The organism is Cryobacterium sp. TMT2-17-1 (assembly GCF_004402765.1).
Classification (GTDB): Bacteria; Actinomycetota; Actinomycetes; order Actinomycetales; family Microbacteriaceae; genus Cryobacterium; species Cryobacterium sandaracinum.
Genome location: NZ_SOGC01000036.1, coordinates 85,390 through 100,808, shown reverse-complemented (window position 1 = coordinate 100,808; position 15,419 = coordinate 85,390). Strand labels below are relative to the sequence as shown.

The following is a 15,419-nucleotide window of genomic DNA, read 5'->3' as shown; positions in this document are numbered from 1 at the left end:
CGTTCGACAAGCGGATGACGGTCCTGAACCGATTTCCGCGCTTACCCCACGCCGAAACCCGTCGATAAAGAGTTGAGAGGTGCAAGACGATGGACACAGAGCCGCGCGAGACCGCAAACACGACCATTAGCCTACTCCTGCGCCACGTGCGTGAGCGCGGTGGGGAGGGAGCCGTCATTGAGGTGCTCGCCCGGGCGGGCGTACAGCAGGATGCAAAGACTCTCCAGAACACGTCCGCGTGGGTCAGCTACGCCACCCGAATCCGGCTGTTCGAGGCCGCAACCGCGGTGCTCGGTGACCCGAACACCATGTTCACCGTGGGCACCGGTGCGGTCCGCGGTGACGTCCAGCCCGTGCTGGTGCAGCTCCTGAGTGTGTTCGCCTCACCTGGAGCAATTTTTCGCCAGCTGCCGCGCATGGTGCCGAAGTTCACCACAACGTCGACGATGGATGCAGTCCGGGTCGGACAGACCAGCGCGACCGTGCGCTACCGCCTCCACGACGGCTATCGTCCGTCCCGACTCGACTGCCAATACGCCCAGGGACTGTTTTCGTCCGTGCCGGCCATTTTCGGACTCGCCCTTGCCCACATCAGCCACCCGCAGTGCCAATCGGACGGCTACCCGGCGTGCGAATACGTGCTGACCTGGTCAACGCGGGTGCGTTGGTGGTCCTGGCGCACGCGGAGTCGCTGGGTCGACGCATCCCTCGGCGTACTGCGCGACAAGGTGCGGGAGGTGCAACTGGCCGCGGCTGACCTCGTTAGCAGCGACGATGTCGACGAGGTGCTCGCCCGAATCGTCGATCGCGCCGCCTCCGCCGTGCTCGCGCCGTCATACCTCCTCATCGTCGAACCTGCCGGGGGCGGCGCGCCGCTGGTCCGCCACCGAGGGCTTGGCGACGAACGTGGCGCCGATCTCGTGGCACGGATGCTGCGCGGCGAGCAACTGGGCGAGCGCGCGCTGGTCGTCGACATCGCCTCCAATCGCAGGGTCCACGGGCATCTGGCCGCCGTGTTCACGGAGGGACACACCGCGATGCTAGGAGATCGGGCCCTGCTCGAGGCCTACGCCGGACACGCGGCCGCGGCCCTGGACCTGTTCACGGCTCTCGAGGAATCCCGCCGGGAGGGAGTTCGCACGACCGCACTGCTCAACCTCGCCCACCAACTGGCGATCAGCGACAGCGTCGAGGCGATCGCGGAAGTCATCGCGTCGGCACTGGCGGCGATCGTCGGCAGTGACGCGGCATCCGTTCTCCTCTGGAACGCCGACCTTGGTGAGCTTCGCCCTGCCTCAGCCGTCGGTTTCGAGCCTGCCGATCGCGAATTCTTCATGCGTACGACGCTGACTGTGGAGCAGACGCCGGAGCTTCTCGGCGTTCTCAGACGGCAGGAACGCGTTCTGATCACGGCTGACGACGCCAGCCCGGCCCTGGCAGAGCTGCTCCGTGCCATCGGTTCACACAACGTGGTCGCCGTCCCCCTTCTCGCCGGGGATATGTTGATGGGCGTCGCAACGGCCTGCTGGGTTGCCCCCGTCGCGGCCGAGGTCCTGGCGGAGGCCATCACCCTGATCGAAGGTGTCAGCCACCAGGGAGAAACGGCCATGCAAAGGGCCCGGCTGCTCGAGACCGTGAGGCACCAATCCCAGCACGATGCCTTGACAGGCTTGCCCAACCGAGCGCTGTTCGCGCTGCTGCTCGACACCGCCCTGGCAGAGTGCCAGCCTCACAGCCGAACGGCGGTGCTGTTCTGCGACCTCGACAACTTCAAACGCGTCAATGACCGGCTGGGCCATCGCGCCGGGGACGAGCTGCTGCGGCAGGTCGCGGCTCGCCTGCGCGCCGAGGTTCGAACCAATGACACTATCGGCCGCCTCGGCGGCGACGAGTTCGCGGTGCTTGTCACCGATCTCGACGGCGAAGATTCGGCCATCGAGCTGGCCCACCGAGTAGTCGGCTGCCTGAATCCCCCTTTCCACCTGGCCGGCCAGCACGTGCGCATCTCCGCCAGTGTGGGTGTTGCCTCGCACAGTGGACAGGGGGGTCGCGGCGAGCAGCTCCTCGACGCGGCCGACGCCGGGATGTACGACGCAAAGAGAACGGGACGGAATCAGATCGCCGTCGCCCGCACCGAGGTGCCGGGCAGTGCATCATCGAACCCGGAATCACCGGGGGACACCGACACGTCACTGCTGGTCGAGCTGGCCCGTGCCGTCGAGGCGAACGAGATGAGGCTCTACTACCAACCTGTCGTGGACATCTCCCGTTTCGGCGAGGAGACGGTGGTGGGTGCGGAAGCCCTCATCCGCTGGGCGCACCCGCGACTGGGCGTTTTGGCCCCGGGCGCCTTCTTGCCGCTGGCGCAGGAACGCGGCCTCATCACCGAGATGGATCTGTGGGTGATCGCGACCGCGTGCCGGGACGTGGTCGAGTGGCCGCAGTTAGGCGCTCGGCCTCTAGGCGTCGCGGTCAACCTCGACGCCGCCACCCTTCTGGACTGCCGACTCGTGTCGACGGTTCGCACGGCTCTCAACCGCAACGACCTCGCACCGGAGCGACTGACCCTCGAGGTGGTGGAGAGCAGGTCACTGGTCGACCTCCCCGGCATCGTCGAGCGCCTCGTGGAACTGCGCCGCCTGGGCATCCGCATTTCCCTTGACGATTTCGGCACCGGCTTCTCGACCCTGGCCTGGCTCAACACCCTTCCCGTCGACCAGATCAAGATCGACCGCAGCTTCATTCAGGACCTTCCCAACGCCTCCTCCGTCTCCCTCGTGCAGGGAATCCTGGCGCTGGCGTCGAAGCTCGACGTGGAGGTGATCGCCGAGGGGGTGGAGACCACGGAACAGCTCGACAGTCTCCGCACCAGCGGCGCCGTGCTTGCCCAGGGCTACCTGTTGGGCCGCCCGAGCGCGACCTGGGACCCGATGGCTGGAAGCGCGGTTGCGGCGGCCCGACGCGGGGCATAGCGCACGAGTCCGGGCGTGCTCGCCCCAGATCGCGGCCTGGCCGCCGTCGGCCGGCAGGACGGCCAACTGGTTTATCCGTTCGGGGACACATCGCTCGCGATGACCCGGGCACCCTCGCTGGCGAAACGGATGGCCGGGGCCCGGCCGAGCCCGGACCCCGCACCGGTCACGATGGCCGTCTGGCCCTGCAAACGGTACGGGGCGAATGCGGGTGCCATGGAATCCGAACGAGCTGGCGCTGATCGCCTTGCGGCTCTTCCGGAAGCGCGAATTCGATGCCTGCAGCGGGGCGGACGTCGCATCCGCCGCCAGGGCCAGCCGGCGCACCCTGTTGCGTCACGTCACGTCACGTCACGTCACGTCACGTCTAGGTCCGATGGCGGCACACGCCTTGTCGGCGGCGGCTGATGCGGCCCCGTTCTGGTGGGTCGAATTCAGCGTTGGAGAACAGCAGGCGCTCGTCGGCCAGGTGATCGATCGGATCGGCCGTGCTCTGGGCGACTGAATGCAGTTGGCAGGCTCAGGCCAGCATGCTGCGCAGCATCCACGCCGTCTTCTCGTGCACGTCGAGGCGACGCACGAGCAGATCGGTGGAGACCTGGTCGGGCGCACCCTCGGCGAGGGGCAGCACCTCCCGGATGGTGCGGGCCGTGGCCTCATGGGCGGCGACCAGACGACGGAGCATCTCCGGGGCATCCGGCAGGTCGGTGTCCTCGCGCACGACGGCGAGCTCGGTGAACTCACGGTAGGTGCCCGGCGCCGGGGTGCCCAGTGCACGGATGCGCTCGGCGATGTCGTCGACGGCCAGGGCCAGCTCGGTGTACTCGTCCATGAACATGGTGTGCAGAGAGTGGAACATGGGGCCAACGACGTTCCAGTGGTAGCTGTGAGTCTTGAGGTACAGGGTGTACGAGTCCGCCAGCACCCGGGACAGGCCGTGAACGATCTTCTCGAGCTGCTGATCCGGGATACCGATGTCGATTATCTGACTCACTGGTGACTCCTTAGGTCGTGTGGGTATTCACGCTACACACCCGGGGTGTGACGCCGCCGTGAGGACCGGTGGCCAACCGGAGTGACCGCGAACCCGGTCAGTCGATCCGGGCCACGGTGACCGCGATCTCGGTCACGACCGGGTTACCGTTCTGGTCGAGCTGATCTGTGATCGCATCGTGCACGCGGCGGCTCACGTCGGGGGCCGCGAAGGGTGCGGCGACGCCGATCTTGACCGCGATCTTCAGGCCGCCCTCCTTCTCGGAGACGGAGACGGAGACGGAGACGGAGCTGGTCGACCGCGGCTTGCCGGTCACGGCTTCGACGGTGGTTGCGATCACCGAGGCGACCACGGTTGCCACGAGCGGGGCTGCCGAATACAGCGCATCCACGCCGGGGACTGCCAGCACCGCCCCGTCGAGTTGAGCGGTCAGCTGGGCCGGCGTCCCGGGGTCGGGCGGCGGCGCTTCAGGTGCAAGGGCGTCACTCATCGCTGCTCGCTTTCGCTTTCGCTTTCGCCGGCGGGGGTACGGGTTGGTACAGGTCGCGGATGGTGATGTCGATGGCCTCGACGGCGAGTTCCGTGTGCTGGCTAAGTGCGGTGTAAAGCGCCTCCCGGAGCTGCTCGGCGAGCGGTGGAATGTTCTTGCCCTCCAGAACCGTGGCATCCACGCGCACGGTGACGGGTGCGCCGGGCTCGCTGACCTCGCCGTCGAGGCGGCACCGGCCGACGATGATGTTCGGCACGCCGTCACCGGCGGCACGCAGAATGCCGCGCACCGCACCTTCGGTCACGCTCAGGCGAGCGGTGGGGGAGGGGTGGCTGATCGGGATGTCCCGGCCCGCGCGCGCCTCCAGATTGATGTGCTGCAGAATCGAGTTGACCCAGCTGTCCTCGCGCTCGGATTCGCGCTCCACGTCTTTCCGGAGCAGGGCGCGCTGCGTGCGCCGGAGCCGCTGCATGCCGCGCAGGGCGATCTCGCACTCGGGGAAGCCGTCGATGCTCGGGTCTGCGGGGGTGCGGTCCCGGTCGAGGTAGTCGCTCAGTTCTTCGAAGGTGTGGCCCGCGAGCTCATCGGAGGGGTTCATCATCGCCATTCCTCCATCTCTTGGAGCAGAGTCTTCCGAGCTCGGGCGAGAAGCCCACGAACCGTTGAAACGGGAAGTTCCAGTTCCTCCGCGATCTCGCCGTAGCTGCATTCCGCGAGTTCTCGCAGCATCCAGCAACGGCGCTGGTCCTCCGGCAGATCGCCGAGGACACGCGTCAGAGCTTCGGTTTGAGACTCCACCTCCGCCAGTCTATGGGGGGAGTGGCTCTCCGGTGCCGGGGCGTCGGTGAGATCGACGTTGAGGTGCGGACGCCGGGCACGTAGCCGGTCGACGCTTTTCCGGCTCACGATCCGCATCAACCAGCTTCTGACGGCGGCGCCGTTGTCGAGGGTGGGCAGCTGCTGCCAGGCGGTGATGAAGGACTCCTGAACGACGTCGTCCATCTCGTCATTTGATCCCAGGACCCGGCTGGCATACACCCGCATCAGCGGGCCGTAGCGACGCACGAGCGCCTCGAACGCCCGAATGTCCCCGTCGGCGGCGCGGTCGGCCAGGGTCTGGTCGGTGAATGACTCAAACGGAGATGCGAGCGGTGCCCGGATTGGGGTCGTTGGCATCATTTCTCCACCCTCTCACCCGCCGTGTCCAAAAATTACTTGACAAATCCGTGTGACAAATATGCCACAACACACGTCGTATTACTGACAGCCTTTGTCAGCCGCAGAACGGAAGGATTCCCGATGTTCCACTCACCCGCCGTCGACGACAGCATATCCGCCGGTGCCGTCATGCCCACGTTCGATTCGTTGCTCGTCGGTCCGGCCGATGATGATGATGACGCCGGGGACTCGACGGCTGCGACCGCATACGTCTGGGGCACGCGCGCCTGGCTGCCACCGACGCAACACCACTGGAAAGGGAAGACACTATGAGTGCATCCGACAAGATCGAAAACGCCGCCCAGGACCTCAAGGGCAAGGCCACTGAGGCCGTGGGCAAGGTCACCAAGGATGATTCCAAGGTTGCCGACGGCAAGGCGGAGCAGTCTTCGGCGAGTGTGAAGAAGGCCGGCGAAAACGTCAAGGACGCTTTCAAGCACTAAGTTCTTCACGCATGGAGCGTCAGATCCAGTCGTTGCGCTTGAACAGCACGTAGAGCAGTGCCGAGAGCCCCACGATCAGCGCGGCCGAGCTGTAATAGCCCAACGGCTGGGCGAAGCCGGGGTAGGGCACGTTCTGCCCGTAGAAGCCCGTGATGGCTGTGGGCACGGCGATGATGGCCGCGTAACCAGTCACCTTCTTCGTGATCACGTTGAGCCGGTTGCCTTGAATCGCCAGATTCGCCTCAAGGATGGCGGTGGCCTGGTCACGCAGGCTCTCCGTCCATTCCATGACGCGAAGCACATGGTCGTATACGTCCTGGAAATAGGGACCCATTTCGTCCCGCAGCAGGTGCAGATCGCGCCGCAGCAGCGTGTTCACGACCTCGCGCATAGGAAGGATGACCCGGCGTATCGTCACGAGACTCTTGCGCAGTTCGAAGGAGGCCCGCTGCACCGCTTCCTGCTTGGTGCCAGGCAGGAAGAGTTGGTCCTCGAGTTCTTCGACTTGTTCGTCCAGTGCTTCAACGGCGTCGAAATAGCCGTCGACGAGGTGGTCGAGCAGCCCGTGCAGGAGGAAGGCCACTCCGTTCCGGGCCAGATCGGAGGCCGAATCCCAGCGGGCCACGACGGCCTCCAGGTCGAAGCCTTCAGTGTGCACGGTCACCAAGGCCCGGTCGGTGATGAACACCGCGATCTCGTGCGTGGTGACCTGAGCGGTCGCCACGCCGAATTCGGCCGAGTACGCGGACAGGAACAGGTGGTCGGGGTAGCGGTCGAGCTTGGGCCTCTGCCGCAGCGTCAGGGCGTCTTCGACCGCCAGCTCGTGCAGGCCCAGTTCGCCCGCGAGGCTGACGAGATCCTCTTCGCCGGGATCGGCGAGGTCCACCCAGACGACGGCGCCGGACAGGGCGAGGTGCTCAGACACCTCGGCGAGCGGGAAATCCTCGTCGACGAGAGAGCCGTCGCGGTAGCAGCGGGTACGGGGTGTGGGCACACTCCAGTCAAGCCCGATCTCGACCGATCGAATAGGTCAGCGCGCGGGGGGCTCCCAGGCGGCGACGGATGTGACGGTGTCGAGCACTTGCGTGCGTCCGGCATCCGTCAGCTCGATGCGGAGGCTCGGTGAGTCCAGCGTCATGGCCACGGTGAGTCGCGCGACGGCGTCCGTACCGGTCCAGAGGAGTTCGAGTCGGTCGTCGCCGATGGCCGTCCAGGAGAAGTCGCCGTCGAAGGCCGGGTGCGTGCTGCGGATGCGGGTCAGGCCGAGCTGGGCCCGGGTCACGTCGGTCGCGAGGGCACGTTCGACCTCCTCCGCCGTGTAAACGTGGCGGTTGACGTCGCGGCCATTGCCGGTGCGCTCGAAGAGTTCGGTGTCGTCGAGGCCGCCGAGCAGTCCCACGTAGTACACCTGCGGTCGGCCGGGCAGGAAGTGCTGCACGGCGCGGGCCAGAAGATAGGGCACTTCCTCGCCGCCGAGGACGCTGTAGAACGTCGCGTTGATCTGGTGCGGCAGCGTGAACCACTCGGGCACGACGGATGCGATGGAGGAGTGGCCGTGTGTGGCACGCTCCGCCCGCGCGAAGATGTCGATCATCTCGGCCTGGGTCAGCAGGCCCGGCTTGTCGCCGATCGGGCCCGCGTCGATGACGCCGATACCGTCGTGAGTGTCGAGCACGGTGATGGCGTTCGCGGGGCGGATCTTGAGCCAGTCCGCGAGGCGGTCAACGGTTCCGGTGCCGAGCGAATGTAGAAGCAGAGGTGCCAGCGCGAAGTCGTAGACGCGGTCGACCAGCGGGGCGATCGCGAGCTGCTGGCTGTAGTGCGCGTGCACCTCGACCAGCACCTCGAGGCTCTCCTCGTGGGCCATGGCTACGACCGTGCGGGCGAACTCGAGGGTCTGCTCGGTCATGAAGCTGTCGGTTCCGGGGGTCTTCACGGCGTAGCCGACGGCGTCGAGCCGCACCGTTGTGACGCCGCCGGCGGCCAGCGTCTGCAACACCCGACGCAGATAGGCGAGGGCCGCGGGGTGGTTCACGTCCAGGTCGACCTGGGTGGGCATGAAGGTCGTCCAGACGAGGTGACGGCTGCCGTCGGCGCCCTGGTAGGCGGTGAAGGGGAGTCCGGGTCGCGGCCGGTAGAACGCCGTGATGTCCTTCTCGGTGCCGCCGTTCGGGAACACGGTGTCGAAGGTGAGGAACATGCCCTCGGAGGTGGAGGCGGTGCCACGGGCCAGCCAGTCGATGAACTCGACCGACGAGGAGGAGACGTGGTTGACGATGAGGTCCGCGGTGAGCCCGCGCGTGCCGGCGAGGCTGCGCATGTCGTCCCAGGTGCCCAGTCGGGCATCGACCGCGGTGTGGTCGATCGGGTCGAAGCCGGCATCCGCGCCGTCGAAGGGAACGTAGAACGGCAGCACGTGCACGCTGCCGAAGGCCCTCAGAGGGCCGTCGAGCAGCGTCTGCAGATTGTGGATGGTGCCGCCCAGGCGGTCGGCGTAGACGAGCAGCTCGATTGTGGTCATGTTCAACTCCGGTTCGACTCGGCGCGGCAGCGAACAGCACCGATTCAGAAGTTACGGCACCCGGTGGGCCAGGGCAATTCCGGCTGTCCTTCAGGCTGTCCTTCCGGCGGCTCCCCCTCGGTGGTCGAGCGTGCGAGACCCTGGAGACCCAACCCGGCCAGGGACCCCGTGACGTTGGTCGAACCGGTCGAGCCCAGGGCCCAGTACCCCCTTACTCGTCGTCCCGGGTTGCGTTCTTCCGTTCGATGGTGTTCGTCATGCGGGTGCGGGTGCGGGTGCGGGTGCGGGTGCGGGTGCGGGTGCGGGTGCGGGTGCGGGTGTCGGTGCGGCTGTCGGTGTCGGTGTCGGTGTGGGTGTGGGTGTGGGTGTGGGTGCGAGATTTGGTTGTGTTTCGCCCTGTGTGGGGCCCGGTTTCGAGCCGGGGTGGTGCCATGGTCTGTGCGGCTCCGCGCAGCATGCGGATGGCCCGTCGCTCCGCGCGGGTAAAGCACGCTCCGGTGCGCCCCGGGCGATGATGCGCCCGCCATCGTTGATCACGGCCTTCTGTTGGCCGCCGTTGCTGATCAGATCTCTGACGGCGAGCGCGTCGGGCGTGGACCGGTCGGCGACCTCGGCCGCTGCCGCCACCCGAACCGCGTCCACCCGTCTCCCGTGGACCCCGACCGCCCCGGTCACCTGCAGCAGGTCGTCGTCGTCGTCGTCGAAGCCGCGCACCGCCGAACACCGCCGAACACCGCCGAACACCGCCGAACACCGCAGAGACTCCCCACGCCCCACCGCGAGGGTCTGCCACTCAGCGACCGCGCGGGCCGCCGCGGACGGGCAGGGCACGGCAACCGCTTTGAAGCTTTCCCAGAGGTTGATCACAAACAAAAGGTTACCAAAATTAGAACAAAGAAACGAGGGTCTTTCCTATTGTGGATAAGTGCTGTTCGAAATCTATGTTCAATTTGACCGGTACGCCTCGATGAGCGAATCCGGACGGCTGTGGGCGATGATGGATCGCGAATTGGGGGTTTCGGGGCGGTTGTTCCTGGTGCCGACGTGGACGAGCAGTGGACCGCTACGCGGGATCACCGTGCGTGCCGAACGCAGTGTGCCCGAACGTCCTGCTCCGAGTCCGAGGCCGTGCGGCAACGCCGCTGAACGAATTCGACGGAGATTTGGGCCAAAATGGCCCTAGACACCGCTGAACAGCTGTTTTTCAGGAAAATCTCCGTCGAATTGGTTCGACAGCTGACCCGGCGCTCCGCCTGTGCCGACAGGCATCCCCGGGGTGTAGTCAGCTCTGGCCCCTCCGGGAGCTACGCGACCGATCGATCAGGACCCTCTCGTGTGGTGCCGCGGAGCGTCCTGGTCGGCAAGATTCGTCCAGTGCTTCTCTGAGCCGCACTCGTCGCACAGGAACCAGATCTCTTCATCCGCCAGGGTGTCGGTTGCCACGGCTCGGGTTCGCATGAGTCCGGCGCACGCGGCCTGCTGGCACTGGGGATTGAAGTCCATGTATGGAGCGCTCTCTCTCGGCGCGGCAGTTTGCCGTCTGTGTTGACCGTGCCGGTGACGTTACTCCGATTCGGCGTGTGCGACCAGAGCTGAGGTGGTGGAGCCACTTTTGCGGGTGCTATGCGCCGAGGCGTCGTGCCTTGAAGCCGAACACCATCGCCTCAATGCTTGGAGCGAGCAGCACAAGAACGGCTCGGGAGGCCGGCCAATGCTGTTGCCCCCAGCGGGACCGGCTCCTCGCCGCCGCGCTCGTATCCCGGCAGCTCAGCAAGGCATCACTCAGGAGTGCGGCGTCGACAAGAAACACCGGCAGGAAGGCCACGGAAATCCAGAAGGCCGTGAGGGCGCGGCGCCCCTCGCGGCGCCTGCTCTGCCTGGGTGCCGGCCTGCAGCGGCCAGGGTCACTCCTGCGCCGCCGTCAGCTTGCCCGTCCGTGCCGCACCGGGCAAGCGGGGGTGGCCTGTCAGGGCATCCGTTCGTGCGCATTCCATGATAATTTCACCTGACCATGTCAGACCTGCCTGCCGAATCCTCCCGGCCTGCCGAGCCGCTCGGGCCGCAGAGACCTCTCTCGCGGGTCGAGGTTGCCGACATCGCGGTTCGCCTGTTCCAGGAGCACGGCTATGAGGCCACGAGCACCGTGGACATCGCCGAGGCGGCCGGGGTCTCCCGCAGCACCTTCTTCCGGCAGTTCCGGTCCAAGGACGACGTGATCTTCGCCGACCACGACGAGCTGGTCGCCCGCATCGACGAGCACTTCGCTGCGACGCATTCGGATCCCTGGCTGGCCGTGTGTGAGGCCGCCGCCATGGTCTTCGAGCGGTTCCGCGAGCGACTGGAGATCGTGCGCATCCGGGACCGGGTCCTGCGAGAGACCCCCGTGCTGCGGGACCGGGAAACCATTATGGCGATCCGGTATGAACGGATGTTCGCCAGCTACCTGCGCAGCACCGTGCCGGGTGTGCCGCCCCTGACTGCCATCCGCTTCGCGGCCGCCGTGACGGCCACCCACAACTTCGTGCTGCGGCGCTTGATCCGGGCGACGGACAACGTCGGCCCGTATTCGCTGGCCGCCGAACTCACCGAGGTGCGACGGCTTTTCCACCTGGATGCCGCGGCGCAAGGTCCCGAGGCGCGACCCGCGGGCGACGTGGTCGTCGCCGTCTTCCCGGCCGCCACGGATCCCACCGAACTGGCTCGCGCCATCGAGGAGCGGCTGCGCGCCCAGACGCGCTCCCGCTGAGACTCAGTATCACTTGACCTGAGACTGAGTGTCAGATAGAACTTGTACCTGGGTATTTTCTGACCGGCGCACGAGGGCATTCATTCCCTGGTGCCGGACGACATCAGCCGATCAGGCCTGCCCGACTTCGCTGTCCTCCACGAAAGGGAAACCGTGCCCGACTACGACGTATCCACGCCCCTCGACACCGACTACTACGGCGTATTCGCCGACGTGCCTCAAACTGACCGGGCCTTCTGGGACCGCGCCCGCAGTTTTGCCACCGAGTCGCTGGACGAGTTGACGACTGCGTGGGACAAAGCCGAGTACCCGCTGCACCTTGCCCGTAGACTCGGCGAGCTCGACCTTCTCACCGACGGTGTCGTCGGCCCCGGACTGAGTCCCATGTCGCCGCTCGCGGCCGGGCTCGTCAACATGGAGATCTCCCGCGGCGATGGCTCGATGGGTACTGTGGTCGCCGTGCAGGGCGGGCTGGCCCTGCGCAGTATCGCCCTGTTCGGCAGCCCGGAGCAGCAGGAACGCTGGCTGGTGCCGCTGGCCCGCGCCGAGAAACTCGGCGCCTTCGCCCTGACCGAACCGGACCACGGCTCCGACTCGGTCGGCCTGGAGACCACCGCACAGCGCGACGGCGACGAATGGGTGCTCAACGGCGAGAAGAAGTGGATCGGAAACGGCTCGGTCGGCGACGTGACGGTGGTCTGGGCTCGCGACGACGACGGCAATGTGCGCGGCTTCCTGGTGGAACAAGACACCCCCGGGTATCACGGAGAGACGATCACCGGGAAGGGGTCCCTGCGCGCCATCCACCAGGCTCGGATCACCCTCACGGATGTGCGGATCCCGCTGGACGCCGTGCTGCCGGGCACCCACACGTTCAAGGACGCCTCCACGGTGCTCTTCGCGACCCGGCTCGGAGTGGCCTGGTCGGCCCTCGGCCACGCCACGGCGGTGTTCGAGGCGGCTCTGAACTACTCGACCCAGCGCATCCAGTTCGGTAAGCCGCTCGCCGGTTTCCAGCTCGTGCAGGAGCGCCTGACCATGATGCTGTCCCGGCTCACGTCGATGCAGCTGCACTGCTTGCGTCTGGCTGAGCTCGACGGCGCCGGAACGCTGCGCCCGATCCAGGCGTCGCTGGCGAAGTATCACAACACCAGGGCGGCGCGGGAGATTGCGTCGATGGCCCGTGACATGCTCGGTGGCAACGGCATCCTGCTCGAAAACCACGTCATCCAGCACCTCGCCGACATCGAGTCGCTGCACACCTACGAGGGCACCGAAAGCGTGCAGTCGCTCCTGATCGGGCGGGACCTCACCGGGATCAGCGCCTTCCGCTGACCCGATTGCTCGTCTTAGGACTCGGTCGACCTGTGGTCGACGGATGTCGCCGCTCGCGGGCCGGGCGGGTTTCGGTCAGGTGGATGAAATGACCAAAACTCGACATTGTGGAGACATTCGGCGTCTGCCAACGTACGCTATGACGCAATCACTCAGCCCGGCCGCACCAGAACGTGCCAGAGAACACGGGCAGCACTGCGCGCAACCGTCGTGGGAAACTCGGCCTGTGCGCCTGAACCAGGAACGCAGATCGATGACCGACAAACACCTCACCGACGATCAGCTGTTGCTCGAAACGGATTACACCAGCTACGCCAGCTCGTGCCGCGACCCGCACATCACCCCGACGAACGACCTCGTGGAATGCCGACGGCAGAGCGGCCATGACGACACGCACGCCACCAGGTCCGGCCTGCGCGCCATCCGCTGGGCAGTGCCGGAGCCACACGCGGCCTAGCCGAGCACGCCTGACCCCGGCCCGCCCTGTCACACGCCCGTGCCCCGAACGAATTCGACGGAGATTATTCCCGAATCAATGCCAGAAACTCCGAAAAGGTCGTTTCAGAGCAGAATCTCCGTCGAATTGATTCACCGCCGGAGACGCTGCTCAACCTGTGATGAACAGCCTCCCCGCCCGGAGGCTGCTGCAGTGTGCCCGCGAAGGGGGGTGAGTGCCCGATCCTCGCACTCCTTTGAGTGCGTCGCCCGGCCAAACGAGGGGTGGGCGCCGCTACCCCGTAGGCTGAACGGGGCACGCTTGACCGAAATTCGACGTGCTCACGCTTGATGAGCTGAGCTCGACGAAAAAAGGCCGAATATGACGCAGAACATTTCCGAACTTCCCCGCATCCGCGCGATGATCCGAAGCGACGGAACGGGAGAGCTCGTCATCGACGGTGTCAGCTCGCGCATCACCGCCGCCGACGAGGCCGGCGTGCGCGAGGAAATCATCAACCGGGTCACGGATGCCGCGCGCGCGATCGATCGCGCGGTGCGCCTGACCGCGGAAGACGAGCAGGGCAAGTCGCCGTTGATCGTTCACCCGAACGGGGACGTAGAAGACGATGGGGCCTTCATCCCGACCTCCTTGGAACCGGGACCGGCATCGGAGCCGGTGTCGACCGCGCCTGCTCCCGTCTCCGCCGCTGTCTCCGAAACCGAGGACGTCGAACTGATCGCGCTGGTCGTGCCCGCGGAACAGCAGAAATCGGGTCTCGACACCGCCGAACTCCAGGCCGCCGGGCTCGATGACGCTGGGCTCGGCACGGCTGCGCTTGACACGGCAACGCTGAAGGAAGCCAAGCGCGATGCCGACATGCGCGATGCCGATGCCGAGGTCATCCAGCAGATCGAACCGGCCCCGTTGGCACGGGCCCATGTCCCACCCCTCACCGCGTTCGATGGCCTCGTGCTCGATCTCGACGCCGACACCGACGATGAGGACGATCAGGAGCAGGACCTCGCGGCCTCGCCCTTCTCCGCTCCCCGGGCAGCCACGAACCTCGTCGGCCCGGCACCGGTGCAGGGCGGCACGTTCGCCGAGGTGCCCGCCGACGACCCCTCGATCGCCCCCGCGGCGTTCGCCGGTGGTGGTCCGAACCTCGCGGACTTCATGAATTCCCGTCCGCCGCTCGTGGCGGGGCCGGCCCTTCTGGGCTGGCAGGGCACGGTGCGGCGCCTCACCGGCGGACTCGTCTCCCCGGCCCCCGGAACCGGCGAGATGTCGCACCGCGCGGCGGTCGCGTCCGTGCAGCGCAGCCTGGTCGGCCCGCGCACGATCGTCGTGCTCAACCCGAAGGGCGGCGCGCACAAGACCACCGCGACCCTGCTCATCGCCGCGACCTTCGGCATCCATCGCGGCGGATACACCCTCGCCTGGGACAACAACGAGACCATGGGCACCCTCGGCGTGCGGGCGCAGACCGCCGCCCACACCAACACCGCAGTTGACCTGCTCCGCGACCTCGACAACTTCGCCTATTCAAGCTCCGCCCGGGTCGGCGACCTCGACAACTACGTGCGCAACCAGGGTGACGCCCGGTTCGACGCGCTTGCCTCCGACCTCGACCCTGCCGGGGCAGCCAGTATCGACGACGTGGCCTTCGGCAAACTGCATGCCGCGCTCAGCCGGTTCTACCGAGTGCTGATCATCGACACCGGCAACAATATGCGGGCGTCCAACTGGGAGGCGGCCGTCGACGCGGCCGACCAACTCGTCGTCGTCTCCACCATCCGAGAGGACACCGCGTACGGCGCGGCCTCGCTGCTCGACGGCCTGCGTCAGAAGGGCCACGCCGACAAAGTCGCGCAGGCGGTCACAATCCTGGCGTCACCGGCCAAGACGGCCGATCGTCAGCTCTCCGTGCGGCTACACGACCACTTCAGCAAGCTGACCCGCACCGTCGTGGACGTGCCGTATGACTCCGCCCTCGTGGCCGGGGGATCGCTGAACTATGACGCGCTCGCGCCGCGCACCCGTAAAGCGTGGCTCGTTGCCACGGCCGCGATCGCCGAAGGTCTCTGACCCGGCGGCGTCCCGGTGTTGAGCCTGCCCGGCTGACAGTGTGCCAGCCGGGATTCAGGCGGCACTGATCTCGGTCGGGCATACTGGCGAAGGCCCGAACGGATGCCCATCGACTCAGATGCCTCGCAAATCAGTGTGTGCATCGAATCCTGCCGAACAGATCAGTGGTCGAACAG

At 66.6% G+C, this 15,419-nt stretch carries 15 protein-coding genes and 1 pseudogene; 8 read left to right on the top strand and 8 right to left on the bottom strand.

The window, feature by feature from the left end:
* Positions 1-89 precede the first annotated feature (89 nt).
* On the top strand, positions 90-2,972 hold the full coding sequence (locus E3O47_RS09710) for a sensor domain-containing phosphodiesterase (protein WP_134420345.1): 2,883 nt from the start codon (positions 90-92) through the stop codon (positions 2,970-2,972).
* Between the two features lie 83 nt (positions 2,973-3,055).
* Here E3O47_RS09710 and E3O47_RS09705 read toward each other — a convergent pair.
* Positions 3,056-3,190 (bottom strand): annotated as a pseudogene (locus E3O47_RS09705) (SDR family NAD(P)-dependent oxidoreductase); the annotation flags it as partial.
* Here E3O47_RS09705 and E3O47_RS09700 point away from each other — a divergent pair.
* A complete protein-coding gene (locus tag E3O47_RS09700) occupies positions 3,184-3,477 on the top strand; it encodes a hypothetical protein (RefSeq protein WP_134420343.1) in 294 nt (97 codons plus the stop codon). The pseudogene E3O47_RS09705 and the gene E3O47_RS09700 sit on opposite strands and share 7 nt — an antisense overlap.
* Before the next feature lie 15 nt (positions 3,478-3,492).
* Here the strand turns inward: E3O47_RS09700 and E3O47_RS09695 are convergent, their stop codons facing one another.
* The 4 genes from E3O47_RS09695 to E3O47_RS09680 all read right to left on the bottom strand — a co-directional run bounded on the left by E3O47_RS09695 (position 3,493) and on the right by E3O47_RS09680 (position 5,632).
* Positions 3,493-3,966: a Dps family protein gene (locus E3O47_RS09695; protein WP_104102258.1), complete on the bottom strand. Its 474-nt coding sequence runs from the start codon at positions 3,964-3,966 to the stop codon at positions 3,493-3,495.
* 97 nt (positions 3,967-4,063) lie between these two features.
* The gene (locus tag E3O47_RS09690) at positions 4,064-4,456 is read right to left on the bottom strand and encodes a hypothetical protein (protein ID WP_134420341.1); all 393 of its coding nucleotides are present in this window, start codon (positions 4,454-4,456) and stop codon (positions 4,064-4,066) included.
* Complete coding sequence (locus E3O47_RS09685; RefSeq protein WP_134420339.1) at positions 4,449-5,057, bottom strand: Asp23/Gls24 family envelope stress response protein; 609 nt, start codon at positions 5,055-5,057, stop codon at positions 4,449-4,451. The genes E3O47_RS09690 and E3O47_RS09685 overlap by 8 nt, the downstream gene beginning before the upstream one ends.
* On the bottom strand, positions 5,054-5,632 hold the full coding sequence (locus tag E3O47_RS09680) for an RNA polymerase sigma factor (RefSeq protein ID WP_104102253.1): 579 nt from the start codon (positions 5,630-5,632) through the stop codon (positions 5,054-5,056). The genes E3O47_RS09685 and E3O47_RS09680 overlap by 4 nt, the downstream gene beginning before the upstream one ends.
* A gap of 123 nt (positions 5,633-5,755) precedes the next feature.
* Here E3O47_RS09680 and E3O47_RS09675 point away from each other — a divergent pair, with 123 nt between their 5' ends.
* Positions 5,756-5,947 (top strand): hypothetical protein, encoded by a 192-nt coding sequence (locus E3O47_RS09675; RefSeq protein ID WP_134343431.1) that lies wholly within the window; start codon positions 5,756-5,758, stop codon positions 5,945-5,947.
* A complete protein-coding gene (locus E3O47_RS09670) occupies positions 5,944-6,117 on the top strand; it encodes a CsbD family protein (RefSeq protein ID WP_104102246.1) in 174 nt (57 codons plus the stop codon). Before E3O47_RS09675 ends, E3O47_RS09670 begins: the two co-directional genes overlap by 4 nt.
* A 19-nt stretch (positions 6,118-6,136) precedes the next feature.
* Here the strand turns inward: E3O47_RS09670 and E3O47_RS09665 are convergent, their stop codons facing one another.
* The 3 genes from E3O47_RS09665 to E3O47_RS09655 all read right to left on the bottom strand — a co-directional run bounded on the left by E3O47_RS09665 (position 6,137) and on the right by E3O47_RS09655 (position 9,071).
* Positions 6,137-7,111, bottom strand: coding sequence for a magnesium transporter CorA family protein (locus E3O47_RS09665; RefSeq protein ID WP_134343430.1), 975 nt, complete (start codon positions 7,109-7,111; stop codon positions 6,137-6,139).
* A 36-nt stretch (positions 7,112-7,147) separates the two neighbouring features.
* The gene (gene gtfA / locus E3O47_RS09660) at positions 7,148-8,638 is read right to left on the bottom strand and encodes a sucrose phosphorylase (RefSeq protein ID WP_104102242.1); all 1,491 of its coding nucleotides are present in this window, start codon (positions 8,636-8,638) and stop codon (positions 7,148-7,150) included.
* Positions 8,639-8,849: 211 nt separating this feature from the next.
* Positions 8,850-9,071: a hypothetical protein gene (locus E3O47_RS09655; protein ID WP_134420337.1), complete on the bottom strand. Its 222-nt coding sequence runs from the start codon at positions 9,069-9,071 to the stop codon at positions 8,850-8,852.
* A 1,578-nt stretch (positions 9,072-10,649) separates the two neighbouring features.
* Between E3O47_RS09655 and E3O47_RS09650 the strand changes: the two genes are divergently transcribed.
* From E3O47_RS09650 to E3O47_RS09635, 4 genes are all read left to right on the top strand, one after another.
* Positions 10,650-11,384, top strand: a complete 735-nt coding sequence (locus tag E3O47_RS09650) for a TetR/AcrR family transcriptional regulator (protein WP_134401529.1) — start codon at positions 10,650-10,652, stop codon at positions 11,382-11,384.
* Positions 11,385-11,537: 153 nt separating this feature from the next.
* On the top strand, positions 11,538-12,719 hold the full coding sequence (locus E3O47_RS09645; protein WP_166785366.1) for an acyl-CoA dehydrogenase family protein: 1,182 nt from the start codon (positions 11,538-11,540) through the stop codon (positions 12,717-12,719).
* Between the two features lie 253 nt (positions 12,720-12,972).
* The gene (locus tag E3O47_RS09640; protein ID WP_104171714.1) at positions 12,973-13,176 is read left to right on the top strand and encodes a hypothetical protein; all 204 of its coding nucleotides are present in this window, start codon (positions 12,973-12,975) and stop codon (positions 13,174-13,176) included.
* A 360-nt stretch (positions 13,177-13,536) separates the two neighbouring features.
* On the top strand, positions 13,537-15,243 hold the full coding sequence (locus E3O47_RS09635; protein ID WP_134420335.1) for a chromosome partitioning protein: 1,707 nt from the start codon (positions 13,537-13,539) through the stop codon (positions 15,241-15,243).
* The last annotated feature ends 176 nt before the right edge of the window (positions 15,244-15,419 follow it).